Annotated in this window: 21 protein-coding genes and 1 pseudogene; 8 read left to right on the top strand and 14 right to left on the bottom strand. The window is 55.4% G+C overall.

From position 1 onward, the window contains the following. Nucleotides 1-65: 65 nt before the first annotated feature. A complete protein-coding gene (locus ABH909_RS25265) occupies nt 66-674 on the bottom strand; it encodes a TetR/AcrR family transcriptional regulator (RefSeq protein ID WP_429438315.1) in 609 nt (202 codons plus the stop codon). Nucleotides 675-888: 214 nt separating this feature from the next. Here ABH909_RS25265 and ABH909_RS25260 point away from each other — a divergent pair, with 214 nt between their 5' ends. Next, on the top strand, nt 889-1,947 hold the full coding sequence (locus tag ABH909_RS25260; protein WP_429438312.1) for an MBL fold metallo-hydrolase: 1,059 nt from the start codon (nt 889-891) through the stop codon (nt 1,945-1,947). Between the two features lie 51 nt (nt 1,948-1,998). Here ABH909_RS25260 and ABH909_RS25255 read toward each other — a convergent pair whose 3' ends face one another. Both ABH909_RS25255 and ABH909_RS25250 read right to left on the bottom strand, forming a co-directional pair. After that, nucleotides 1,999-2,253 carry an XRE family transcriptional regulator gene (locus tag ABH909_RS25255; RefSeq protein ID WP_429438309.1) on the bottom strand — a complete coding sequence of 85 codons (255 nt, stop codon included), beginning with the start codon at nt 2,251-2,253 and terminating at the stop codon, nt 1,999-2,001. Between the two features lie 11 nt (nt 2,254-2,264). After that, complete coding sequence (locus ABH909_RS25250) at nt 2,265-2,582, bottom strand: helix-turn-helix domain-containing protein (protein WP_429438306.1); 318 nt, start codon at nt 2,580-2,582, stop codon at nt 2,265-2,267. A gap of 275 nt (nt 2,583-2,857) precedes the next feature. On the opposite strand from ABH909_RS25250, the gene bglX reads away from it, so the two are divergent. Further along, the gene (bglX, locus tag ABH909_RS25245) at nt 2,858-5,149 is read left to right on the top strand and encodes a beta-glucosidase BglX (protein WP_429438303.1); all 2,292 of its coding nucleotides are present in this window, start codon (nt 2,858-2,860) and stop codon (nt 5,147-5,149) included. Between the two features lie 199 nt (nt 5,150-5,348). Here the strand turns inward: bglX and ABH909_RS25240 are convergent, their stop codons facing one another. Beyond that, nucleotides 5,349-6,116: an AraC family transcriptional regulator gene (locus tag ABH909_RS25240; RefSeq protein ID WP_429438301.1), complete on the bottom strand. Its 768-nt coding sequence runs from the start codon at nt 6,114-6,116 to the stop codon at nt 5,349-5,351. A 261-nt stretch (nt 6,117-6,377) separates the two neighbouring features. On the opposite strand from ABH909_RS25240, the gene ABH909_RS25235 reads away from it, so the two are divergent. The 4 genes from ABH909_RS25235 (at nt 6,378) to ABH909_RS25220 (ending at nt 9,616) form a co-directional block, all read left to right on the top strand. Next, the gene (locus ABH909_RS25235; protein WP_429438299.1) at nt 6,378-7,196 is read left to right on the top strand and encodes a sulfite exporter TauE/SafE family protein; all 819 of its coding nucleotides are present in this window, start codon (nt 6,378-6,380) and stop codon (nt 7,194-7,196) included. Between the two features lie 71 nt (nt 7,197-7,267). After that, complete coding sequence (locus ABH909_RS25230; RefSeq protein WP_429438297.1) at nt 7,268-7,636, top strand: hypothetical protein; 369 nt, start codon at nt 7,268-7,270, stop codon at nt 7,634-7,636. Between the two features lie 34 nt (nt 7,637-7,670). Continuing rightward, on the top strand, nt 7,671-8,360 hold the full coding sequence (locus tag ABH909_RS25225; RefSeq protein WP_429438294.1) for a DUF6933 domain-containing protein: 690 nt from the start codon (nt 7,671-7,673) through the stop codon (nt 8,358-8,360). Between the two features lie 95 nt (nt 8,361-8,455). After that, the gene (locus tag ABH909_RS25220; protein WP_429438292.1) at nt 8,456-9,616 is read left to right on the top strand and encodes a hypothetical protein; all 1,161 of its coding nucleotides are present in this window, start codon (nt 8,456-8,458) and stop codon (nt 9,614-9,616) included. A gap of 7 nt (nt 9,617-9,623) precedes the next feature. Here the strand turns inward: ABH909_RS25220 and ABH909_RS25215 are convergent, their stop codons facing one another. The 10 genes and pseudogenes from ABH909_RS25215 to ABH909_RS25170 all read right to left on the bottom strand — a co-directional run bounded on the left by ABH909_RS25215 (nt 9,624) and on the right by ABH909_RS25170 (nt 18,343). Then, nucleotides 9,624-10,613 carry a hypothetical protein gene (locus ABH909_RS25215; protein WP_429438289.1) on the bottom strand — a complete coding sequence of 330 codons (990 nt, stop codon included), beginning with the start codon at nt 10,611-10,613 and terminating at the stop codon, nt 9,624-9,626. A gap of 312 nt (nt 10,614-10,925) precedes the next feature. Continuing rightward, entirely contained in the window at nt 10,926-11,459 is a 534-nt protein-coding gene (locus tag ABH909_RS25210; RefSeq protein ID WP_429438286.1) for an HNH endonuclease, read from the bottom strand. 298 nt (nt 11,460-11,757) lie between these two features. Continuing rightward, nucleotides 11,758-11,913: pseudogene (locus ABH909_RS25205) on the bottom strand (BRO-N domain-containing protein); the annotation flags it as partial. Nucleotides 11,914-12,036: 123 nt separating this feature from the next. After that, nucleotides 12,037-12,513, bottom strand: a complete 477-nt coding sequence (locus tag ABH909_RS25200; protein ID WP_429438283.1) for a peroxiredoxin — start codon at nt 12,511-12,513, stop codon at nt 12,037-12,039. An 11-nt stretch (nt 12,514-12,524) separates the two neighbouring features. Next, the gene (locus tag ABH909_RS25195) at nt 12,525-13,577 is read right to left on the bottom strand and encodes a hypothetical protein (protein ID WP_429438280.1); all 1,053 of its coding nucleotides are present in this window, start codon (nt 13,575-13,577) and stop codon (nt 12,525-12,527) included. Between the two features lie 13 nt (nt 13,578-13,590). After that, entirely contained in the window at nt 13,591-15,078 is a 1,488-nt protein-coding gene (locus ABH909_RS25190; RefSeq protein ID WP_429438278.1) for a hypothetical protein, read from the bottom strand. 77 nt (nt 15,079-15,155) lie between these two features. Then, the gene (locus tag ABH909_RS25185; RefSeq protein ID WP_095634587.1) at nt 15,156-15,362 is read right to left on the bottom strand and encodes a hypothetical protein; all 207 of its coding nucleotides are present in this window, start codon (nt 15,360-15,362) and stop codon (nt 15,156-15,158) included. A gap of 357 nt (nt 15,363-15,719) precedes the next feature. After that, nucleotides 15,720-16,970, bottom strand: a complete 1,251-nt coding sequence (locus tag ABH909_RS25180) for a ribonucleotide-diphosphate reductase subunit beta (RefSeq protein ID WP_258616658.1) — start codon at nt 16,968-16,970, stop codon at nt 15,720-15,722. Nucleotides 16,971-17,616: 646 nt separating this feature from the next. Continuing rightward, nucleotides 17,617-17,889, bottom strand: coding sequence for a hypothetical protein (locus tag ABH909_RS25175; protein WP_429438274.1), 273 nt, complete (start codon nt 17,887-17,889; stop codon nt 17,617-17,619). Nucleotides 17,890-18,079: 190 nt separating this feature from the next. Then, complete coding sequence (locus tag ABH909_RS25170) at nt 18,080-18,343, bottom strand: DUF2790 domain-containing protein (RefSeq protein ID WP_429438269.1); 264 nt, start codon at nt 18,341-18,343, stop codon at nt 18,080-18,082. Nucleotides 18,344-18,933: 590 nt separating this feature from the next. On the opposite strand from ABH909_RS25170, the gene acs reads away from it, so the two are divergent. Together acs and ABH909_RS25160 are read left to right on the top strand one after the other, a co-directional pair. Next, complete coding sequence (acs, locus tag ABH909_RS25165) at nt 18,934-20,889, top strand: acetate--CoA ligase (protein ID WP_429438266.1); 1,956 nt, start codon at nt 18,934-18,936, stop codon at nt 20,887-20,889. A 644-nt stretch (nt 20,890-21,533) separates the two neighbouring features. After that, nucleotides 21,534-22,307 (top strand): ABC transporter substrate-binding protein, encoded by a 774-nt coding sequence (locus ABH909_RS25160; RefSeq protein WP_008009943.1) that lies wholly within the window; start codon nt 21,534-21,536, stop codon nt 22,305-22,307. Nucleotides 22,308-22,326 lie beyond the last annotated feature (19 nt).

Here is a 22,326-nt window from a genome sequence, read left to right as displayed (position 1 = left end):
TGTTCTCTTCAGCGCTATCCAGCCTTCGGCAAAACAGTACACATTGTCATTTTTTGCAACCCGATTCACCGCTCATAACAAGCCAGGAACATGTCTAGCGCCGACTCCACAACGGTGTGCTGCATCTCGGGCGCCAAGCCTGGCTGGCCCATGGAAATCTGCGGCCAGAACGCAAAGGACTTGAGTAATCCCTGCACCTGTTGTGCGGCGAATTCGGGTGCGACCGGTTTCAATCGGCCATCTGCCTGAGCGGCGCGAATCCATACAGTCACGCCTTCTTCGCGCTCGCCCATTCGGGCAACCATGTTCTGTGCGCGCTCGGGAGAATGGATGGTGGCGGCAATCGCTACTCGCGCCAGGTCGAGAAAATTGTCATCGGCCAGCATCTGCAGTTTCGCCTGCAACATCCGACGCAACTGGTCGCGCAGGGGCAGATCAGGGCGGTAGGCGGTTTCCTGTTCGGCCGTTACCCGCGCCCACAGTTGATTGAGGATTTCGGCGAACAACTCTTCCTTGCTCGGGAAGTGGTTGTACACGGTGCGCTTCGACACGCCAGCGGTGGCGGCGATCTTGTCCATGCTGGTGATGTCGAAACCGTTGGCACGGAATTCGGCAATCGCCGCCTGAATAATAGCTTCGCGTTTACGATCGGTGAGGCGTTGTGGAGCTGTCATAAATACGCTTAGTCAGGAAGAAGTGGAGAACTACACTTGGCAGTTTACTTGTGAACGGCTTTGATGCAACCTTGAAACTACACTGTGCAGTGTAATGTTTTGTTAATCCTGCTCAGTAAAAAATAGAATCTGCGGCTGATGCGTGCGTGCTTTGGCCATCTATCGTCCCCAAGGGGAAAATCGCGAACTGCGGTTTTCCTGGAGTCATTCAGTCATGGCCACTTTAACTTCTCCAGCGGATAACGCCTCAACGCCTGAAGCTTCACGACAGGCGCAAGGCCAATATCGAAATCATGTACCGGTGAAGCGCGAAGGCTTTCGCAAAACCTTGCGCATCTTGTGGAACTTCATCTTCCACAAACCGCGCGACACCCGTCCGTCCGCTCCCGTCCCGGTGCAAACCCTGACCCAGGCAGCGTTGATCGCTGCGCCCAACCACAGCGTCTATCGCCTTGGTCATTCCACTGTACTGCTGAAACTGCGAGATAAATTCTGGATCACCGACCCGGTCTTTGCCGAGCGCGCCTCGCCAGTGCAATGGGCCGGCCCGAAGCGTTTCCATCAGCCACCGATCAGCCTCGAAGACCTGCCGTCGATTGAAGCGGTGATCCTGTCTCACGACCACTATGACCACCTCGACTATCAGGCCGTGCTCAAACTGGCGGACAAGACCCAATACTTCCTTACCCCGCTGGGTGTGGGCGACACCCTGATCAAATGGGGTATCGATGCCAGCAAAGTGCGCCAACTGGATTGGTGGCAGAGCACCGAGGTCGATGGCCTTCAATTCGTCGCCACCCCTTCGCAGCACTTTTCCGGTCGTGGCCTGTTCGACGGTAACAGCACCCTTTGGGCGTCGTGGGTGATGATCGACGGCGACACGCGGCTCTTCTTCAGTGGCGACAGCGGCTACTTCGAGGGCTTCAAACGCATTGGCGAACAGTACGGCCCGTTCGACCTCACGCTCATGGAAACCGGTGCCTACAACGTCGAGTGGCCGCATGTTCACATGCAGCCCGAGCAAACCCTGCAAGCGCACATCGACCTTAAAGGGCGCTGGTTGCTGCCGATTCACAACGGCACCTTCGACCTGTCGATGCACGCCTGGTACGAACCCTTCGACCGTATTCTGGCATTGGCCTGGGAGCGGAGCGTGTCGATCACCACGCCGCAGATGGGCGAAGCATTCAACGTGATGTTCCCGCAACAGGGCAGTGCGTGGTGGTTTGAGGTGGAAGGTGAAGGCGATCAGGCGGCGCCTCAGAACGCTTGACGTTGTGCTATCGGGCCGCTTGCCGTGGGAGCGGCCCGACTCCTTGCCCCTCTATCTGCGTTCGCCCAAATTTGGATATTCCGAGATCTTTGCCACAGTCAAATCGCGAAGTTTTCCACTCAGTAATTCGTCCAGTTCTTCCTGAGACAGTCCGAGCCTTTGCGCGGCCTCAGTCTTGCTCAGCTGACCGTTGTCGAGGAGCAAGCCAATCTTCATGACGTGTTCGGCTTTGGCCCGCATCTCACCCGCCTCAGGATAGCCCGACGTCTCATGAACGCAGCGATTGCTTCCATTGATTTCATTCATTTGCAGACACCTCACTCAACCATTGCATAATCCGCCCGCCCCACCGGATCCGGTGTCGACCCTCTCACATTCATCCCTCTGCCCGGTGCGAATCCCGGGAAGAACACCAGGCCTTGCGACTCGAACCGATACGCCAACGCCAGCCGAGTGACATCGAGCACATCGCGCTCCGCCTCGAAGCGCTGAATGGCCTCAACGGAAACCCCGGATTCCTCGGACAATTCTTCAACACTCCAGCCCAGCATCGCTCGGGCCTGGGCACAGTGGGCGGGGGTGAACTGGAAGAGGGCGATACGTTCCAGGGTGATTTTCATCGCAAGAGTGGCCATGGTGTTCTCCGGGCTCGAGAGTGCTGATTCAAAATGTACTGTGTTTTTGTACAGTTGTTTTGATCCCGGATCAAACTCATTTTTTTGATCGATTCTGTTTTTCGCTCTGGCAGGCGCTTGGGAGCGACTACGCTGTTTCTATGCGGGCACCTGAACGCTCAAGGCTTTCAACGCCCGTGAGCAGCAACGATTGAACGTCAGCTTTCTGATCTTCAATACACGGAAGGTGGCGTTTATGACGCAGTGCGCCACAGCGTTATGCAGGGAAGGGAATCATGAAAAGACTACGTCTGTTATGTGCCCTGATCGGTTTTACAAGCTTGCCCGCCGCGGCTGATATGGCATCGTTGAGCAAAGAGGCCTTTGTCAGCAACCTGATAAGTCAAATGACCCTGGAGGAAAAAATCGGCCAACTGAGGCTGATCGCTATTGATGAAAAGATGACCCCCGAAAAAATACGCGAAGAAATCGCCGCCGGGCGAATCGGTGGTACCTACGGCTCTGTAAGCCGTTTCGTAAACCGCCCCATGCAGGACGCGTCTCAACAAAGTCGCCTGAAAATCCCGATGTTTTTCGGCTGGGACGTAATACACGGCCATCGAACCATTTTCCCCATTGGCCTGGCATTGGCCTCCAGCTGGGACATTGGCGCTATTGAGCTAAGCGGCCGGATAGCGGCAAAAGAAGCCAGTGCGGACGGTATCGACCTGACCTTCGCCCCGATGATCGATATCGCCCGGGATCCTCGTTGGGGACGCACCTCTGAAGGCTTTGGCGAAGACACCTATCTGGTTTCGCGCATTGCCAAAGCGATGGTTCAGGCCTACCAGGGCACAAGTCCGAATGCACCCGACAGCATCATGGCCAGCGCCAAACACTTTGCGTTGTACGGGGCTGTCGAGGGTGGGCGCGACTACAACAGCGTCGACATGGGCCTGGCCAGAATGCACCAGGATTACCTGCCGCCTTATCGTTCGGCAATCGAGGGGGGCGCGGGGGCAATGATGGTCGCGCTTAACTCGATAAATGGCGTGCCAGCCACTTCCAATGCCTGGTTGATGCAAGACCTGCTGCGCAAGGCATGGGGCTTCAAGGGGCTGGTCATCAGCGACCATAACGGGATAAACGATCTGGTTCAGCATGGTGTGGCGAAGAATCACCGAGAAGCGGCCAGGCTCGCGATCAAGGCCGGCGTCGATATGAGCATGAACGACTTTTCCTACGGTCCGGAGCTACAGGGGCTGCTTGAGTCGGGCGCTATTTCCCAGAGCAATATTGATAACGCAGTGCGGGAGGTCCTTGGGGCCAAGTACGACATGGGGCTGTTCGAAGACCCTTATCGGCGCATCGGCATCGCCAGTGAAGACCCCGCTGATAACAACGCCGAATACCGTCTGCACAGAGCCCAGGCCCGTGAGGTGGCACGCAAGACATTGGTGCTGCTGAAGAATGAAAACGACCTCTTGCCGCTGAAAAAAGAGGGCGTGATCGCACTCATAGGCCCGTTGGCAAAAAGTACCGTCGATATCATGGGCAGTTGGTCTGCAAGCGGCGTGGCCGAGCAATCGGTGACGATTTATGACGGGCTGAAAAACGCAATGACCCAAGGCTCGCTGATCTATGCCCGAGGCGCCAATCTCGAAGAGGATCAGGAGGTCGTTAAATACCTGGAATACCAGGGCGTGTCCAAAATCGAGAATGACACGCGTCCGGCAGCAGAAATGATTGATGAAGCGGTGAAGGCTGCACAGCAAGCCGATGTTGTGATTGCGGTGGTGGGCGAGCCCCGCAGCATGTCTCATGAAGCGGCCAGTCGAACCAGCCTCGACCTGCCTGGGCGCCAGAGTGAATTGATCACCGCTCTGAAAGCCACCGGCAAGCCGTTGGTACTGGTGCTGATGAACGGCCGGCCACTGTCCATCGGCAAGGAGCACAAACAGGCCGATGCGATTCTGGAAACCTGGTACAGCGGCTCGGAAGGAGGCAACGCCGTGGCTGATGTGCTGTTCGGCGACTACAACCCGTCCGGCAAATTACCCATCACCTTTCCACGCTCCGTGGGGCAGATACCCAATTACTACAGCCACTTGAACACCGGTCGCCCCTACATAGCGGGTGCGCTTCGCAACTACACGTCGCAATATTTCGATCAATCCCACGGTCCGCTTTATCCCTTCGGCTATGGGCTGAGTTATACCGATTTCAGCCTGACCGACATGGCCCTGTCGTCGACCACGTTGAGCAAGACCGACAACCTCGTCGCCAGCGTCATGGTGAAGAACACTGGTCAGCGCGACGGCGAAACGGTGGTTCAGCTGTATATCCGCGATGTTGTGGGATCCGTCAGCCGTCCGGTGAAAGAACTGAAGAACTTTCAAAAAATCATGCTCAAGGCCGGAGAGGAGAAAGCAGTCCATTTCAGCATTAATGAGAACGACTTGAAGTTCTTCAACAGCCAATTGGAATACGCCGCCGAGCCGGGCGAATTCCGGGTGCAAATCGGTCTGGATTCCCAGGACGTGAAGGAGCAGAGTTTTGAGTTGCTGTCAGAACAAGGCAGTGGCTGATGCTTATGGCGTTGTGAGACAAACATTGCACCTGTGGCGAGGGAGCTTGCTCCCGTTGGGCTGCGAAGCAGTCCTAAAACCTGCAACCTTGTTCTGTCAGGTACACCGCATGCATCGGATTTGCGACTGCTTCGCAGCCGAGCGGGAGCAAGCTCCCTCGCCACAGGTTTTGCATTTGGCAGGTGCTTTTTTGGCCTCGCTATTTCGCCCCCTCCAACCAAACGGAGGGGGCCTGCCCCAGCACGCGACGAAACATTGTCGAAAACGCCGCCGGGCTGTCATAGCCAAAATCCAGGGCAATCCGCGTCACCGGCGTGCCCACCGCCAGCCGCGCCAAAGCCAGCACCACACACGCCCGTTGCCGCCATTGGCTGAAACTCAGCCCGGTCTGCTGGCGGAACAACCGATTAAACGTACGCAAACTGATATGCAACTGATTCGCCCAGTGTTGCGGCGTTTGATGAGCATTTGGTTGCTGGAGAAACGTCTGACACAACCCAAGCAGCCGCGTATCCACAGGCAGTGGAATGTGCAACGGCAAGTGAGCGCTACGGGCCAACTCGTGCAGCAGCAAGTCGATCAGCGCACCGTCGCGCCCGGCCTCGTCGTACTCCAGCGCAACCTCCACCGCCTCCATCAGCAAATGCCGCATCAACGGGGAAACACTGATCACCTGGCAGCGATCGCCCAAATCAACCGCCCCCGGTTCGATGTACAAGCTGCGCGTGCTCACCCCCAACATCAATACCTCATGCGCCACCCCCGGCGGAATCCACACCGCCCGCTGCGGCGGCACCACCCAATTGCCGTCGTGCGTGCTCACCTGCATTACCCCGGTGGCGCCGTACAACAACTGCGCCCGCCGATGGGTATGGCGCGGCAACAGCTGCCCATCACGGTAATCCGTGCCGAGGGCCACCACCCGCCGTGGCGTGTCGTCCAGCAGATCAATCGAAACATTGCGCATCGAGCGGCATCCAGCGGTTGGCGTAAACGCAAACATTATTGGCCGACTTACTGAAGCAGGCCAAGCCCTAATACCAGTAAGTTAAGAGCAATCCATGTGGGAGCGGGCTTGCTCGCGAAGACGGCGGCACAGCCAACATTAATGTCGCCTGACACACCGCTTTCGCGAGCAAGCCCGCTCCCACATAGAGTGTTCTTACCGGTGATAGGCCAAGCCCCATCGCTCTATCGTCGACCCCTCTCAACCAACGGACGATGCGTGATGTTCTTCTACCTCTTGCTGGCACTCTTCGGCTGCATGACCGGCGTCACCGCCGTGCTGTTCGGCTTCGGCGGCGGCTTCGTCGTCGTGCCCCTGCTGTACCGCATGCTCACGGCCAGCCACGGCACCGACGATCCCATCAGCCAATCGGCGATGCACATCGCCGTAGCCACCTCGACCTGCGTGATGATCGTCAACGCCCTGATCGCCACCGGTAAACATCACCGCGCCGGTAACCTCATTCGCCACTACCTGTGGCCGTTGGGCGGGTTCATCGGTTTGGGCGCGATCGTCGGCGCCGTTGCAGCGATGTGGGCAAGTGGCGAACTGATCCGTTTTGCCTTCATCGCCTACCTCGGCGTGACGATCCTGGACTGCCTGTTCCGACGCGGTTTTCTCACACAGCCCGACGCTGTAATCCCACGGCGATTGGACAGGGCAGAAATGTCGGGCGGCGGTGTAGGCATCGGCACCATCGCCACGTTTCTCGGCGTGGGCGGCAGCGTCATGACCGTGCCGTTGCTGCGGCGTTGTGGGCTGAGCATGTCCCGGGCGACGTCCATGGCCAATCCGTTGAGTCTGCCGGTTGCACTGGCCGGGACGCTGACTTACATGGCGATGGCGGGGTTTACCGGGTTTGATCTGGGTTTGTGGTTCGTCGGTTATGTGGATGTGCTGGCGTTTGCGGTGTTGACGGCTGGATCGCTGGTGGGGATTCGCCTGGCGACGCCGTGGATCGGGCGGATACCGGATCGGGTGCATGCGCGGGTATATATTGGTTTGCTGGTTTTGGTGATGCTGAGTATGTGCGCCAAGTGAGGTTGGAATCAGTCGGCTTATTCGCAAGAATAGGCCTTCACACTGTTCAAGATTTCACGCAGGAGAATGTCATGCCGATCCTCGAAAGTGACTGGAAGAAGTTCAAGGAACTGCGCAAGATTGCGCTCGATCGATTTTGCCAAGGTGTTCTTGCCGATGCCAAGACGATCGCCCAACACGGGGCGCTGTCAGCTCACGCTCGATACGGAATGCTCTATGGATTGATCCAGGATCGGAACAAGGACATGGCCCGAGCCTTTGACTACAACAGTCAATCTCGCTCCAGCGCGCTTACAGGTTTGAGCTTGATGGTCATGCATGACTTGCTGACCGAAGCAGAGTTATCAATTCTTAGTGAAGATGCGTTGAATTATATTGCCGCTGTTGTTCGCCAACCCTATGAGCTTGAATGGGTTGACGAGATCGTGAGACAGGACTGAGTGTCCTTCAATACATGAACCAAAAGGACCAAGGATGTTGATCTTCAACTGCACCGAAGCGGCCAGTGACTTCTTCAGTCGCGTGAGCAAGGGCAAGAAAATCACTTCGGTGGAGAAACCGCCATCGCCTGTTATCGAAGACGATGAGTCAGTTGAATCCACCGAACAGTGGCTGGTCCATGCCATCACCGTGCAACGCAAGCACGTGTTGTTTGTCATCCATGTGCAAACCCGTTATTGCATGATCTTCGCGGATGCTAAAAAGGCTGACGTGGAAGGTTTTGTTCAACGTTTTTCCGAACGATGGATAAACGGCCTGATCCATCATGCGGGGCAGCACGACATCCTTCGCTGGGTCGAAGATGAGCCAATCATGGAGCGCTTTGAGGAAAGCAATCGCGAGTACCGACTGTACAAACGCCGACATCGCGGTGCGCAAAAGCACATCGACGATATCGCCTGGTTCTTCCAGGATTGCGCTGCAGAGTGGGGCACCTTACCGCCGGACGAGTATGCGGCTGGCCGCTTCGACGCGCAGATGAACGACTTCCTCAGAGGCAGTAAAGGCCATAAAGACTATTACTTCCCGAGCGAAGAGATGATGGTGCACTGGTTACGTCAGTATTGCGGCCTCGACGAGTCCGGCATCCAGGCTGCACGTGATCGGCGCAAAGAAGTAAGACGGGAAACTCAAGAACTGATGCAGCAGCTTGAGCAGGATTGATCGGACATTGCCCATATCGATTCTCAGACGCTGATTCGCCATACTCCGCGCCACTTTTTCGCGAGCAGATGCTCGCTTCCTTCAAGGATGATGTGATGTTCAAAGGACTGTTTGGCCTGACCGGCATTGTCGCGCTGGCCTGTTCAACTTTTTCGACCGTGCTGTGGGCCGGCAATGGCGAGCGGGTTTACACCGGCACGTTGGGCAAAATGCCGATTGTGCTGGAGCTGAACGTCAACAGCGGTGAGGGCCGCTATTTCTATCAGAAGTACCGTAAGGACTTGGTGCTCAGTGGCACAAAGGAAGGGGAAACCCTGGTCCTTGTCGAGGGAAACCAGCGGTATGGTGAGGATACTGCTCTTCCGCAAATTCGCTTGCAGGACAAACCCAACGGTTGGTCCGGCGAATGGACCAGCCCTCAGGGCAAAGTCCTCAAGGTCGAGTTGCAGCAAGCGAATCTCCCGCCAGTTTCCGCCGATACCTTGCCCTATCTCGCAGCACTCCATGAAAACTCGCCTTACGAATACTTGCGCCTTCAAGGCATGACGCTCAAACAAGGCAAGACCGAAACGTTTAATGGCTACTCGCTGCAATGGTGGAGCGAGCCGCAAACCAAGACGACGCTATTTGAAGTCGTTTCGGGCTACACCGCCGAAGAGCGTCAGCGGATCAATCAACAGTTGATGGGGCGCTTGTGGCTGGAAGTAGTGGGTTATTACGGATGTCTCGCCGGCGGTGGCGTGAATTTCTATCACCAAACGATCAAACCGTTGTTGATGACGCCTTCGGTCATTAGCGTGAACATCGGTACTGAGTACAGCTGTGGCGGCGCTTACCCGGATCAGAACGATGTGCCGCTCAACCTCGATGCCAAGACCGGCAAGCCCTTGGTACTTGAGGATGTGCTTTGGGTGGGGGAGGGGAAACCGCTGCATTACGATGAACTCGACGGTGAAAGCGATCAGTCACCTGACTCGTTCACCGCGTTTTCCGCGTACCGTTCCAACGAGTTCGCGCCATGGTTGGTGGACCAGCTCAGTAAGCTCTATCCGGATCAGATGACCAGTGATGAAGACTGTGCCTACAGTGATGTAGAACCGTGGCGTTTCCTGTCTTGGCATTTCGCCGAAAACGGCATCAAGCTAGAGCCATCATTTCCTCATGTAGCCGCTTCGTGTGGGTATGTTGAATGGAGCGTCCTGCCCTACAACCTCATAAAACAACACCCAGGCGGGGTAGCGCTGCAACTGCCCTGAGGCGAATTTACTTCTCCGCTAACCCCGGTGCTTCACGAATTATGAAGTGATCCAGGTTCTCGATGTTGGCACTGAACACCCCGAACGTCTGTTCGGGGTTTTTCTTGCTCGGCACTTGCTTCAACTCCGGCGTCACCCCATAAAAGAAGCAATACAACTCGGCGTCACTGTCGACCGCGTGCTTGATCTCCTCCAGAAACGCCTTGCGCTTGCGGTAGTTGTCGATCAGCTTCTTGCTCAAATAAACGTTCACCGAATAAGGCTTCTTCTTCGCCTCGTCCGGTTGCTTGAACCAGACCTTCTGCTCGAAATCGATGCGAAAGCTCTGGGTGTAATCCTTGATCTCCTTGATCTTGCCCCAGTAAATCAGCCCCTTGTTGTCCTGCAGATACTCGATCTTCTTGAAGAACGACCCATAAGGCGCCGAGTGCTCGCCAATCTTCAGCGGCATGCGCTTGAGCAGCTCCTTGTCCTCGAAGTTCGACACAAAACACTCCACCGGATGGGCGAAGACACTGGTCTTGTCCGGCGCTGATTCCCGGCTCGGGTGCTCGACGTTACTGGCCGCTGAAGCTGGTTTTGGGTCATCCCGCATGACATCCGCCGCCACCGCCGGGCTCGCAGGCTTACGCACATACTCACGCCGAGTCAGCAACAACTCCGACGGAAAATGCTCCTCGCGACTGTCATCCGATTCCGCACCGTCCGCCTCCAGGCCCGACGCCGGCGTCTTCAGACTGACATAAGGACAACCCTCGACATGCCGCGTGCTGGGTATGTTCTTGAAGTGCGGCGTGCGCACGTAATTCACATTCTTGGCGTTGAACGTCCCCAATACGTTGGCCGCATCAAACTCCGAACGGCAGGCATCGTTAGGGCACTGGAAGTGCTCCTTGGCGGAATCGAACTCCATCGTCTCGTCGAAATTCAAATCGCGCACGTCATAGATCGACAGCTTGTCGTCGAGGCTGAGGCAGTAGGCGAGGTCGAATTTCATGGTGGGCTCGGGTCCTTGAGTGGGGAAGGGTATTAATAGCGGGAGGCGGGGCGGGTTGCACTGACTGTTTTCAACACACCGCAAATCGATGGCAACACACCAAACCTGTGGGAGCGGGCTTGCCCGCGATTTCCAAAACCACCACAGCCATCAAGCCGACCACCAACCTGTGGCGAGGGAGCTTGCTCCCGCTGGGCTGCTCAGCAGCCCCAAACCCGGCAAACGCGGTATATCAGACAGATCAAGTTGTTTGCTTGGCGACTGCTTCGCAGCCGAACGGGAGCAAGCTCCCTCGCCACGGTCCACGTTTAATCACTCAGGAATTAGCCGTGCGACCTGCTTATAAAGTAATGCTGTGAGCTCAGTTTTTTTGTCGGAATGGTGGCAGCTCCGATGACAGTTCGGGCACAACGCTACAGCGTTGGTGACTTGATCCGAGCCATTTTCGGCGAGCGGCTTAACGTGGTGGACTTCCAGGTAAGGCAAACCAAGCTTTTGAAACGGAGCGGGCTCGCCACAGCCGTCGCAATGACCTTCGGCTTCATTTCGAACCCAGGCTCTGACTTCGGGATCACGTATATATGCCGTGCGAGAGCTTGCCGCTCGCTTCGGTTTCTTAATGCCTTTTGGCGGTTCCTTTATCTTTTGCTTTTGGAGCGCAGCAGCGCGGCGTTCTAGGGTTTCTTCATCAGCTGTCGGAGCGGTGGGGTCACCAGGTTGAATGCCTCTTTCAGTAAGCGCAGCTCGAATTAACTGCTCAACATTTGAGCCAACGTTTCTGGCAGGCTTGTATCCCTTGATGAATTCCCGATCCATCTCCATCAGAACCGTAGAGATGTTCTGCATCCGGAATTCGACAGATCTTGGTGCGGGTGGGTAAGGCTGTTTCGCGCAGCGCAAGATTTTCCGCCGTCTTAACGAATGTCTGGCCACTTAGTTCTAGCGCGAGCATCTTCAGGTAGGCATCCACCGCAGCCCTAATCTCAGAAACGCTCCAGTCGCTGTCTTTCTTCTTTACGCTCATACAATCGCCGAGGGTTGAAAACCCTCGGACGATACTGAGTGGCCATTACACCTGTCTACGAAAATTCCTACAGAAAAGACCGACGTATCGCTCAAGCGATCCTACAAAGACACCGCCGCACTAACCCACCGAATGCTTCGACGACTGAAACACTTCCAGAACCTTCCGCCACCAAGGTTTAACCACCGGTACCCGCCGACGCGTGCGATTGAGCAACAAATAAGGCATATCTCGTAGCCGAATCCAGCCTTCATCCTGCCAATGCAACAGACTCAATATGGGCCGATTCGTCCAGCTTGGCTGACTACTCGCATCCGCACCGGCGCCAAGGTTGCTAACGGCTCAGTTGTACGAAGTTGGCCTACTGCCCGCTACTGTTTAAACAGCTTACGGATAGGTCTACTCGTTGCTCTCCAGCCATGCTAATACTTTGGTTGCGCATTGATCCGGTGGGAATACTGGGTAAAACACCTGTCTGATTTTTCCGTCTTCTAATATCAGAGCTAAACGCTTGTAAAACAAATGGCCGTACGCTTGAAATGTGGGCAGGCCTAGTTTGTCTCGCAGAATGAAGTTTGAATCGTTCAAGAGTATGACGGGTAGCTTTGTTCGTTGCTTGAACTCGATCTGTTCGGCCGCACTCTGTCCGCTGACACCGAATACCTGATACCCCATCTTCTTAAACTGCTCGTAACGCTCGCCAAAGCCCAGTGATTGCAAGGTGCAACCCGGTGCTCCTGGAATAGCATCCCAGTCTGGTATGGGGTCTTTGCCAGGTACGCCGGTGGCCGGGTAGATATAGACTATTGTTTTCCCGGCGTGTTTAGCCAGATTCCAGAGTTTGCCCTCTGTAGACGTCAATTCGATTTCCGGCAACCGCATTTTCGCTAGATGATCACACGCACCGTCATCCTGCGGGACAGGCAAGTCAGGAGGAAGCGTATAGGGATTAGGTTGTTGGTCAGTCCTGCTTGTTCCTTGCCTGTTGCAGGCTGGTTCATTACCAATGCGAATTGCCCGGTCTGTTCATATTGTTCCAACCGATTCCGAACGTAACTCGCCGCAGCGAGAGCCCGCTCCCATGAACGGATGGTGGTCATTTCCACCGTGTTCAATTGTACTTTCGCATGATGGGCACAGTCTTGCATTAAGCCGATGAGGGTTGTTGTATGAAGATTGCTTAACCTGAAACAATAACGCCCATGCACGTTAATAACTGCAATAAAGCCAAGCTCGTTCAGTAAACAGAACAAGAGATAAGGTATCAGGCCGTAAGGTGCACTGTGCAGGGTCAATATGCCCTGGCGATGAACGCCAAAGCGAAGTAGCAGGTTATACAGGAAGATTTGTACAGCCTGTTCAGGCGGTAGCAGTTTTACTGCAAATCCGAAAGCATTCAAATCCGCGCGGAATTCTTCAAGGTAGATAAGCGGCCACAGGGTTTTTCCGCCGGGTGCGAAATAACCATCATTCTGTTTGGTAAAAACATCATAGGCGATGAAGTGCCCGGCCTCATGCACCATATACTCATTGGCGATGGTCGTTTGCAAGTCGCTTAAGTGCCCCATGGCGTGCTGATAGTCTTCAGCACAGAATAGCGTCTGGACAAATTTTTTCCGCTGGATCCAGTTCTGCCACGACTTGAGCACATCGACAATATTTTCCAGCATGGGATCGCTGTTGGGGGCGGGGATGAACAGGTCATGCTTGTAGAGAATGTCCGGCTCGGAGGCGAATTTGCCGAAACGTTGACTGATTAGCGCAGGCCGCAACGCCACCTGTACCTGTCCAGTCCAGAACGGATGGGCCCGTAATGCCTCATTGATACCCGCATTGCCCAGCACACCCGGGCCGCCATACCACTCACCCTCCAGTGCTGATGTGGCATAGTCTCGCCGGCTTTGTACGCGGTACTTTCCATGGAGAGAGAAGTGCGACATTGCTGACCCCGTCCTATATCTGTAACAACCTGTGCGGCATCAGATCGCGACTGCCAAGCCAGCGGACTATCAGTTCGTCCAGTTGGCGCAACGCCGTTAAAGGTAAACGGCAGCTTGAGCTGATCAATACGCAGCCGCGCAGTGCCTGTTCGATGCAGGTTCTCACTGCACCAGTCAACTTGAACTGGGTGAGTCGTTCGCCTAGCAGGCTAGTCAGCATCAACCAAGTGGCGGGGCAGTTGGCGGCTTCCAACAAGTGGTTGGTGATGGCCAGCGACCATGGATTGAGCGGATTGTCGGATTCGCTTGGCTTGGCATGCCGGGAGAAAGCTTTAGCAACTCCCCCGCAGGCGATGATCTGATCGTGGTCGCGAGCAAAGCCGAGCGCCCGAAAAGCACTCTTGCATAATCCGTCGACTAGAAAAGCCTGATCGACATCGCGCAAGCGGGCCGTCTGGGGAAACTTTTCCATGCCGAGATGGCTGGTCAGCGCTTCCCACAAGTTAGGGAGATCGCGGGCTACATTCTGCTCAACCGGTAGCCGCAGGTATATTTCATCGCCGTGCTGCTCGTGTTGAATGTCGTCCAGGCTACAACATAGAAAATAGAAGCCGAGCCAGGCATTGCGCAACGCGCGCTCCAATACAGCTGCTTCCACTTCGCTAGCGGAGTCCAATAATTGACCGAGCCCCTCGGCATGGCCATGGTTGACGTCTATCTGGATATGTTGTTTCCAGGTATTGAATAAACCTTTGATGTCGTATTGATCCTCTACGACTTGATAGAAATCATTGCTGGCGCTGGCGAAAGCGATGCTCGACTCTTGAAAATAAGCGATCAATAAATGTCCTAATGGATCGGTTTCTGCGACTTGCAGGCAGTGCTCTTCAAATGCCAGCGAACCAGGCAGAGGCACATAGGATTTCACATCAGCCAGACTTACGCCTTGCAGCAAGGGCGTATCCAGAGAGTAGAACGCATCACAGTGCCAATATTCTTCCAGTGCATCCTGTTGAAAGAATTGAGTCGAGATTGTTTCTTTTCCCAAGGACGCCATTCGGGCCGCTACAATGCCAGCGGCGCGAGAGATGTGATAGTTGTGTATTAACCAGGCCAACAATACATTGCGGTTGGACTTTCCAGTTCTTATTTGTTCCCAGGCGAGATGGGCATAATAGGTTGCGTACCATTCGGAACGGAGCGGATCAAACAGCGCTTTTATTTCTTTAAGAGAATAGTGCGTTTTTTCAATCGATGTGAAACAGCCCTGTGCGCTGAGCAGATTTACCAGTGGATTGGCTATCGGATTCTCCAGTGCCTGGGCGCGGGATATACGTCGATCAAGCAGGTCTTTTATGACGGGTTGAGCGTTCACCCAACTGACAGGAAGTTTCACTTCCCACAGCGCGTATGCAATTGTTGTCTTGTCGTTCGAGAACACCACAGAGACGTTATCTTTTAAGCGTTCGCTGACAAGACTGGTGGCTTCCTTGCTTTGCATGATCTTTTAACCCTTTGGCTTCTTGTTCGCTGCACTTCCTTGCACAAGTGACAAGCACTTGTGCAAGGGCATTTGGGTTAGCGCACGATGACTGATGCTGCCTTGGTGATGACTCGAACTTCGGTTCCTTTCGGTAGTTCGAGGATATCGAGTAGCTGATGGATTTTTTCCGGTTTGTCGTGCAGGGATGTCAGATTGCCTTTCAGGACTACGGGATTATCCGATTGTTTCGAGAAGATCTGGAGTTCTGTCTCCGTACTTTCCGCATTGTATTTTCCAGACATGGCTTTGCTCCTTCTAGCAGGTCATTGGAAATAATATGCGCACAGGGATGGCTCTGTTCCTTGAGCGCCTTGGCATCAATCATGAACGCGTGCCTGAAAGGAACGTATCCATACGATGTAATAAAAAACGATAGTTCCGTTTCATGGATCATGAACCCCTCTCGGACCAACGGCGGGGTGTTTAGTTTTGCGAGGGCTTTGGTCGGGCGCGACCCCGGCTCGGACGTAGCCTTCGGTAACGGCTACGAGGGGCGGGTACTCTTCTTCCCAAACTAAAAAGCCCTGAACAAGTCAGGGCTTTTTGATTTTTCCAATCTGCCGATTCAGATCACAACCGGCCGTGGCTAGGTCCAGGAATCAATCCCAGCTCAACGCCCCACCAGTCTGATACTCAATAACCCGCGTCTCAAAGAAATTCTTCTCTTTCTTCAAGTCCATAATCTCGCTCATCCAAGGGAACGGGTTCGTAGTCCCCGGATACTCTTCCTTCAACCCAATCTGCGACAACCGACGGTTAGCGATGAACTTGAGGTAATCCTCCATCATCGCCGCATTCATGCCCAATACCCCACGAGGCATGGTGTCCCGTGCGTATTCAATCTCCAACTGAGTCCCCTGCAGAATCATCTGCGAAGCTTCTTCCTTCATCTCAGCATCCCACAAATGCGGGTTTTCGATTTTGATCTGGTTGATCACGTCGATGCCGAAGTTCAGGTGCATGGATTCGTCGCGCAGGATGTACTGGAACTGCTCGGCGACGCCGGTCATTTTGTTGCGGCGGCCCATGGAGAGGATTTGGGTGAAGCCGCAGTAGAAGAAGATGCCTTCCAGAACGCAGTAGTAGGCGATCAGGTTGCGCAGCAGCTCTTTGTCGGTTTCGACGGTGCCGGTTTCGAACTTCGGATCGGAGATCGAACGGGTGTATTTCAGGCCCCAGGTGGCTTTTTTCGCGACCGATGGGATCTCGTGGTACATGTTGAAGATTTCGCCTTCATCCATGGCCAGCGATTCGATGCAGTACTGGTAGGCGTGGGTGTGGATCGCCTCTTCGAAGGCCTGGCGCAGGATGTACTGGCGGCATTCCGGGTTGGTGATCAGGCGGTACACGGCCAGGACCAGGTTATTGGCAACCAGGGAGTCGGCGGTGGAGAAGAAGCCGAGGTTGCGCATCACGATGCGGCGCTCGTCGTCGGTCAGGCCTTCCGGGTCTTTCCAGAGGGCGATGTCGGCGGTCATGTTGACTTCTTGCGGCATCCAGTGGTTTGCGCAACCGTCCAGGTACTTCTGCCATGCCCAGTCGTATTTGAATGGGACGAGCTGGTTGAGGTCGGCGCGGCAGTTGATCATGCGCTTTTCATCGACAGCTACACGGGCAGAGGCGCCTTCCAGTTCGGCGAGGCCTTCGGCGACGTCGAGGGAATCCAGGGCAGCCTTGGCGCGGGCGATCGCGGCAGAGTCCGTCGCGGTCACGGCGCGGGCCTCTTGAGCGGCGGCACCACCGGCGCTGTCGAGGCGGTCCATGTTGGCTTCAGAAGCGTGGCCGGCGTTGGCGCCTTTTACAGCGACTTCGCCGTCATCTTCTTTGTCGAATTCGTCCCAGCTCAGCATGACGTGTCGTCTCCTGCGTGAGGGCCAGATTGCCCGTGTGAAAACTGATAGGTTGGTTTTTCACACAGCCGTTTCTGGCCGCGTTGGATCTAAAGGAAATCGTTTGTTGCAGCGGTACAACGCAGGCAATAAATCGAATTTTGTACGGGTGTTCCGAAGCCGCTGATGGGCGCAGAAAATGTGAACCGCTCTGCGTGGGCTTCAGACTGGCTTTTCACCCCTGTAAGGGAATATTGCAGGCCCGTTTAAGTGCGCATTATAAGGAAATTTTCGGCCCCGTGGTGCGGCGAAATGGCACTCGCAGCGGTCGGTGAGGGGCGTTTTCAGGTTGGAGCGAGGGTTTACAGGGCTTTGGCGGAGGAAGTTTTTTTTTCGCCTGTTTTGGCTGGTTTTTGACGGTGAGGGCTGGGTGTTCGCGTGGTTATGGTCTGTTGTTGTGTTGCAAGCACGGTGGGGCGGGGCTTTCAGGGGAGGGGGGTCGTTTTTTGGGGTGCAGTTTTTGGCTGAAAATGTTCTTGAAATGGCTTGCTCAAAAAACAATCAAAAACAGCCTTTTTTACTACATGTAGTGGTTTTGGTCGATTTTTGACCGATCCAGACACAACTAGGCCCGACCGAAGTCGGGCTATGAGGGCATTTTCGATTTTCAGCTGAGACGACCAGCACCTACGTGATCAGAACCATCGGCGGCGACCTTGGCAGCACCCGTGTGATCAAAGCCGTCTGCAGCAACTCTGGCAGCGCCGGTGTGATCAGAACCATCGGAAGCAAAAGAAGCCGAACCAGTGTGGTCATAACCGTCAGAAGCGACAGCCGCTTGAGTGAAAGCAGCCGAACCAGTGTGGTCGTAACCATCGGCGGCGAAGGTGTTGGCGGCCAGGACGGAAAGGGTCAAGGCGAGGATCAGTTTGGTTTTCATGGTGGTATCTCCAGGTTCGTTGGCGTTGTGTGCCCTTTGGGTATGAATTCATCCTACGCCAACTAATTTGATTAAAAATCGTGAATAAACGCTTAAAACAATCGTATTTATCGATGTAATGCTCGACGCTTCATCTGCCTTGAAGGCGGGGTGGATGGGGCGAGCCTTGATAAATAAGAGGGGGGGCGGATCAGCCGTTAGTGCAGCCGTTGCCCATGACGCTGTAGCGCAGAATGTGCCGCTGACCTTTGGAATCGTCGTATTCCATTTTGGCCGGAACCACTTCGCAGACATTCGGGATTTCGCTCATCGATATGACTTTGGCGATGTCCAGGTGGGTGGAGTAGGTGTATTCCTCAATAGCGGGTTGTTGCTGTGCGACATCAGTCGGGACCTCATCCGCCATGGCGGTTACGCACAGACTGCTGAGGACCAGAACCCATAAAGCTTTCATTTCAAATTACCTTTCTGAGGTCGAATGGGGTCGCGCAATCTTTTCTGGATTGCGTGTGGAGCTTTAATAAAGAGTCTTGGATTAACTGCCTTCGTGGGGGCTGCAACTGGGTTAATCACATTGCCGTGTTGGCGAGGCTGATTTTAGGCCTGGGAGTGGCGTGCATATAGCCGTGCTTTTGATAAACACTTTTGGCAGATTTGGTAACAATCCCCGAAAACGCCGTACGCCCCCCCTGTAGGAGCTGCCGAAGGCTGCGATCTTTTGACTTTAAAAAGAGCGCAGATCAAAAGATCGCAGGCTTCGCCAGCTCCTACGGGATTGTGTAGTTCTGCGCGATCACAGGGGGCTCGGTCTTTGTAGGAGCTGCCGGAAGGCTGCGATCTTTGGACTTTAAAAGAGCGCAGATCAAAAGATCGCAGGCTTCGCCAGCTCCTACGTTGACCGTAAGTAACCGGGATTGAGCGCCTCGTCGCGGTATAGCCACATTTTGTAGGGGCTTGTTACTACCATCGTCGAATGGTTCTATAGGCCCGGCCCGGCTACAACTGGAGCCATACAAAAACAACTATTCCACCGAGGTAAGAAAGATGAGTGCGGCTTCTTTGTATCCCGTTCGTCCCGAGGTTCTAGCCAACACGCTGACTGACGAGGCCACCTATAAGGCCATGTACCAGCAGTCGGTCGTCAACCCGGACGGCTTCTGGCGTGAACAAGCCAAGCGCCTCGACTGGATCAAGCCTTTCACCACGGTGAAGCAGACGTCCTTCGACGATCACCACGTCGACATCAAATGGTTCGCCGACGGCACGCTGAACGTTTCCTACAACTGCCTCGACCGTCATCTGGCCGAGCGCGGCGATCAAATCGCGATTATTTGGGAAGGGGATGACCCGGCCGAAAGCCGCAACATCACCTACCGCGAACTGCACGAACAAGTCTGCAAGTTCGCCAACGCCTTGCGTGGCCAGGATGTGCACCGCGGCGACGTGGTGACGATCTATATGCCGATGATCCCCGAAGCCGTGGTCGCCATGCTGGCCTGCACCCGGATCGGCGCGATTCATTCGGTGGTGTTCGGCGGTTTCTCGCCGGAAGCCCTGGCCGGCCGCATCATCGACTGCAAATCCAAAGTGGTGATCACCGCTGACGAAGGCGTACGGGCCGGCAAGAAGATTCCGCTGAAGGCCAACGTCGACGACGCGCTGACCAACCCGGAAACCAGCAGCATTCAGAAAGTCATCGTGTGCAAGCGCACCGGTGGCGACATCAAGTGGAACCAGCACCGCGACATCTGGTTCGAGGACCTGATGAAAGTGGCGGGCACCGTGTGTGCACCGAAAGAGATGGGCGCTGAAGAAGCGCTGTTCATCCTTTATACCTCCGGCTCCACCGGCAAGCCGAAGGGCGTGCAGCACACCACCGGCGGTTACCTGCTGTATGCGGCGATGACCCACGAGCGCGTGTTCGACTACCGTCCGGGTGAAATCTACTGGTGCACCGCCGACGTCGGCTGGGTCACTGGCCACTCGTATATCGTCTACGGCCCGCTGGCCAACGGCGCGACCACGCTGCTGTTCGAAGGCGTGCCGAACTACCCGGACATCACCCGGGTGGCGAAGATCGTCGACAAGCACAAGGTCAACATTCTCTACACTGCACCGACCGCGATCCGCGCGATGATGGCCTCGGGCACCGCCGCCGTTGAAGGCGCCGATGGCAGCAGCCTGCGCCTGTTGGGTTCGGTGGGCGAGCCGATCAACCCGGAAGCCTGGGACTGGTACTACAAAAATGTCGGCCAATCCCGTTGCCCGATCGTCGATACCTGGTGGCAGACCGAAACCGGCGGCAACATGATGAGCCCGCTGCCAGGCGCTCACGCCCTCAAGCCGGGTTCCGCGGCGCGTCCGTTCTTCGGCGTAGTGCCAGCTCTGGTGGATAACCTGGGCAACATCGTCGAAGGCGAGGCCGAAGGCAACCTGGTGATTCTCGATTCATGGCCAGGCCAGGCGCGTACGCTGTTTGGCGACCATGACCGTTTCGTTGACACCTACTTCAAGACGTTCCGTGGCATGTACTTCACCGGTGACGGTGCACGTCGTGACGCAGATGGTTACTACTGGATCACTGGTCGCGTGGATGACGTGCTCAACGTATCCGGTCACCGCATGGGCACCGCCGAGATCGAAAGCGCGATGGTCGCGCACCCGAAAGTCGCCGAAGCGGCCGTGGTCGGTGTGCCGCATGACATCAAGGGGCAGGGCATTTATGTCTACGTCACGTTGAATGCTGGTGAAGAGCCGAGCGAGCAGCTGCGCCTGGAGCTGAAAAACTGGGTGCGCAAGGAGATCGGTCCGATTGCTTCGCCGGATGTCATCCAGTGGGCGCCGGGCCTGCCGAAAACCCGTTCGGGCAAGATCATGCGCCGGATTCTGCGCAAGATTGCGACGGCCGAATACGATGGGTTGGGGGATATTTCGACCCTGGCCGATCCGGGTGTGGTGCAGCATCTGATTGATACGCACAAGACCATGAACGTCGCGTAAGCGCCGATTCCTGAGTCATCGAAGCCCCTCCAGGTGTTGAGCCTGGTGGGGCTTTTTGTTGTTGAAGATCAAAGGATCGCAGCCTTCGGCCCCTCCTACAGAGATCGCATTCCAACTGTAGGAGCTGCCGCAGGCTGCGATCCTTTGACGTTGATCTTCAGCCAATATTTATCGGTTCACCTGTAGGCCCATTCCCACTGTTACCAATCGCCTTTCAAGTTACTGAATGTGTAACCGACCGCCCGATAACGAGGCATTGGGAAACGCAAAGCCCCGTTTCAGGGCCCTTCAATCCAGCCCTGAAAATAAGACCCTACGCTGCGCTTGCCGGATTAGAAGGGTTTGCCAATAATAGGCCCGCAATTTGCAATATAGATCGGTTCCCCGTCTTTTGCTCTTGCATGAAATTGCAAGGCTGTCAACGCGTTCAAGCGGCTTTCTCGGTGCATCTGTAATTTGTTGTCGCATTGAAGAAATATCGGCTTCGGGCCTGTCGTTAGAATGCCGATCACTCGCTCGTCGTTGCCTGTGTTGAAATCAGCGCACGGTTCGTAGGACGCAGCACCGCTTTGCGGTTTAACCCATTCGCATATTGGGCTGTTGCTCACTCTGCCGTTTTTGCCCTTTACCGATGGAGTCCCAAGATGAAGAAACTTGTGCTGCTTGGCGCCCTGGCGCTGTCCGTGCTGTCCCTGCCGACCTTCGCCGATGACAAGCCCGTAAAAATCGGTATCGAAGCAGCTTACCCTCCGTTCGCCTCCAAGGCGCCGGACGGCAGCATCGTGGGTTTTGACTACGACATCGGCAACGCCCTGTGCGAAGAGATGAAGGTCAAGTGCGTGTGGGTCGAGCAAGAGTTCGACGGCCTGATCCCGGCACTCAAGGTACGCAAGATCGACGCGATCCTGTCGTCCATGTCCATCACCGAAGACCGCAAGAAGTCCGTGGACTTCACCAACAAGTATTACAACACCCCGGCTCGCCTGGTCATGAAGGCCGGCACTCAGGTCAGCGAAAACCTGGCTGAGCTGAAGGGCAAGAACATCGGCGTGCAACGTGGTTCGATCCACGAGCGTTTCGCCCGCGAAGTCCTGGCTCCATTGGGTGCCGAGATCAAGCCTTACGGTTCGCAGAACGAAATCTACCTCGACGTGGCCGCCGGTCGCCTCGACGGCACCGTGGCAGACGCTACCCTGCTGGATGACGGTTTCCTGAAAACCGACGCCGGCAAAGGTTTCGCCTTCGTTGGCCCGGCCTTCACCGACGTCAAATACTTCGGCGACGGCGTGGGTATCGCGGTTCGCAAGGGCGACGCGTTGAAAGACAAGATCAACACCGCGATCGCGGCCATTCGCGAAAACGGCAAGTACAAGCAAATCCAGGACAAGTACTTCGCCTTCGATATCTACGGCAAGTAATCGTCCCCGCAACACCTGC

Source organism: Pseudomonas sp. BS3782 TE3695 (genome assembly GCF_050435305.1).
Lineage (GTDB): Bacteria > Pseudomonadota > Gammaproteobacteria > Pseudomonadales > Pseudomonadaceae > Aquipseudomonas.
Note: the sequence above shows the minus strand (reverse complement) of the source record. Positions and strands in the feature narration are given on the sequence as shown.

Coding starts and splice junctions, on each gene's coding strand:
- ABH909_RS25265 (WP_429438315.1), bottom strand. CDS start 674: ATGACAGCTCCACAACGCCTCACCGATCGTAAACGCGAAGCTATTATT.
- ABH909_RS25260 (WP_429438312.1), top strand. CDS start 889: ATGGCCACTTTAACTTCTCCAGCGGATAACGCCTCAACGCCTGAAGCT.
- ABH909_RS25255 (WP_429438309.1), bottom strand. CDS start 2,253: ATGAATGAAATCAATGGAAGCAATCGCTGCGTTCATGAGACGTCGGGC.
- ABH909_RS25250 (WP_429438306.1), bottom strand. CDS start 2,582: ATGGCCACTCTTGCGATGAAAATCACCCTGGAACGTATCGCCCTCTTC.
- bglX (WP_429438303.1), top strand. CDS start 2,858: ATGAAAAGACTACGTCTGTTATGTGCCCTGATCGGTTTTACAAGCTTG.
- ABH909_RS25240 (WP_429438301.1), bottom strand. CDS start 6,116: ATGCGCAATGTTTCGATTGATCTGCTGGACGACACGCCACGGCGGGTG.
- ABH909_RS25235 (WP_429438299.1), top strand. CDS start 6,378: ATGTTCTTCTACCTCTTGCTGGCACTCTTCGGCTGCATGACCGGCGTC.
- ABH909_RS25230 (WP_429438297.1), top strand. CDS start 7,268: ATGCCGATCCTCGAAAGTGACTGGAAGAAGTTCAAGGAACTGCGCAAG.
- ABH909_RS25225 (WP_429438294.1), top strand. CDS start 7,671: ATGTTGATCTTCAACTGCACCGAAGCGGCCAGTGACTTCTTCAGTCGC.
- ABH909_RS25220 (WP_429438292.1), top strand. CDS start 8,456: ATGTTCAAAGGACTGTTTGGCCTGACCGGCATTGTCGCGCTGGCCTGT.
- ABH909_RS25215 (WP_429438289.1), bottom strand. CDS start 10,613: ATGAAATTCGACCTCGCCTACTGCCTCAGCCTCGACGACAAGCTGTCG.
- ABH909_RS25210 (WP_429438286.1), bottom strand. CDS start 11,459: ATGCAGAACATCTCTACGGTTCTGATGGAGATGGATCGGGAATTCATC.
- ABH909_RS25195 (WP_429438280.1), bottom strand. CDS start 13,577: ATGTCGCACTTCTCTCTCCATGGAAAGTACCGCGTACAAAGCCGGCGA.
- ABH909_RS25190 (WP_429438278.1), bottom strand. CDS start 15,078: ATGCAAAGCAAGGAAGCCACCAGTCTTGTCAGCGAACGCTTAAAAGAT.
- ABH909_RS25185 (WP_095634587.1), bottom strand. CDS start 15,362: ATGTCTGGAAAATACAATGCGGAAAGTACGGAGACAGAACTCCAGATC.
- ABH909_RS25180 (WP_258616658.1), bottom strand. CDS start 16,970: ATGCTGAGCTGGGACGAATTCGACAAAGAAGATGACGGCGAAGTCGCT.
- ABH909_RS25175 (WP_429438274.1), bottom strand. CDS start 17,889: ATGAAAACCAAACTGATCCTCGCCTTGACCCTTTCCGTCCTGGCCGCC.
- ABH909_RS25170 (WP_429438269.1), bottom strand. CDS start 18,343: ATGAAAGCTTTATGGGTTCTGGTCCTCAGCAGTCTGTGCGTAACCGCC.
- acs (WP_429438266.1), top strand. CDS start 18,934: ATGAGTGCGGCTTCTTTGTATCCCGTTCGTCCCGAGGTTCTAGCCAAC.
- ABH909_RS25160 (WP_008009943.1), top strand. CDS start 21,534: ATGAAGAAACTTGTGCTGCTTGGCGCCCTGGCGCTGTCCGTGCTGTCC.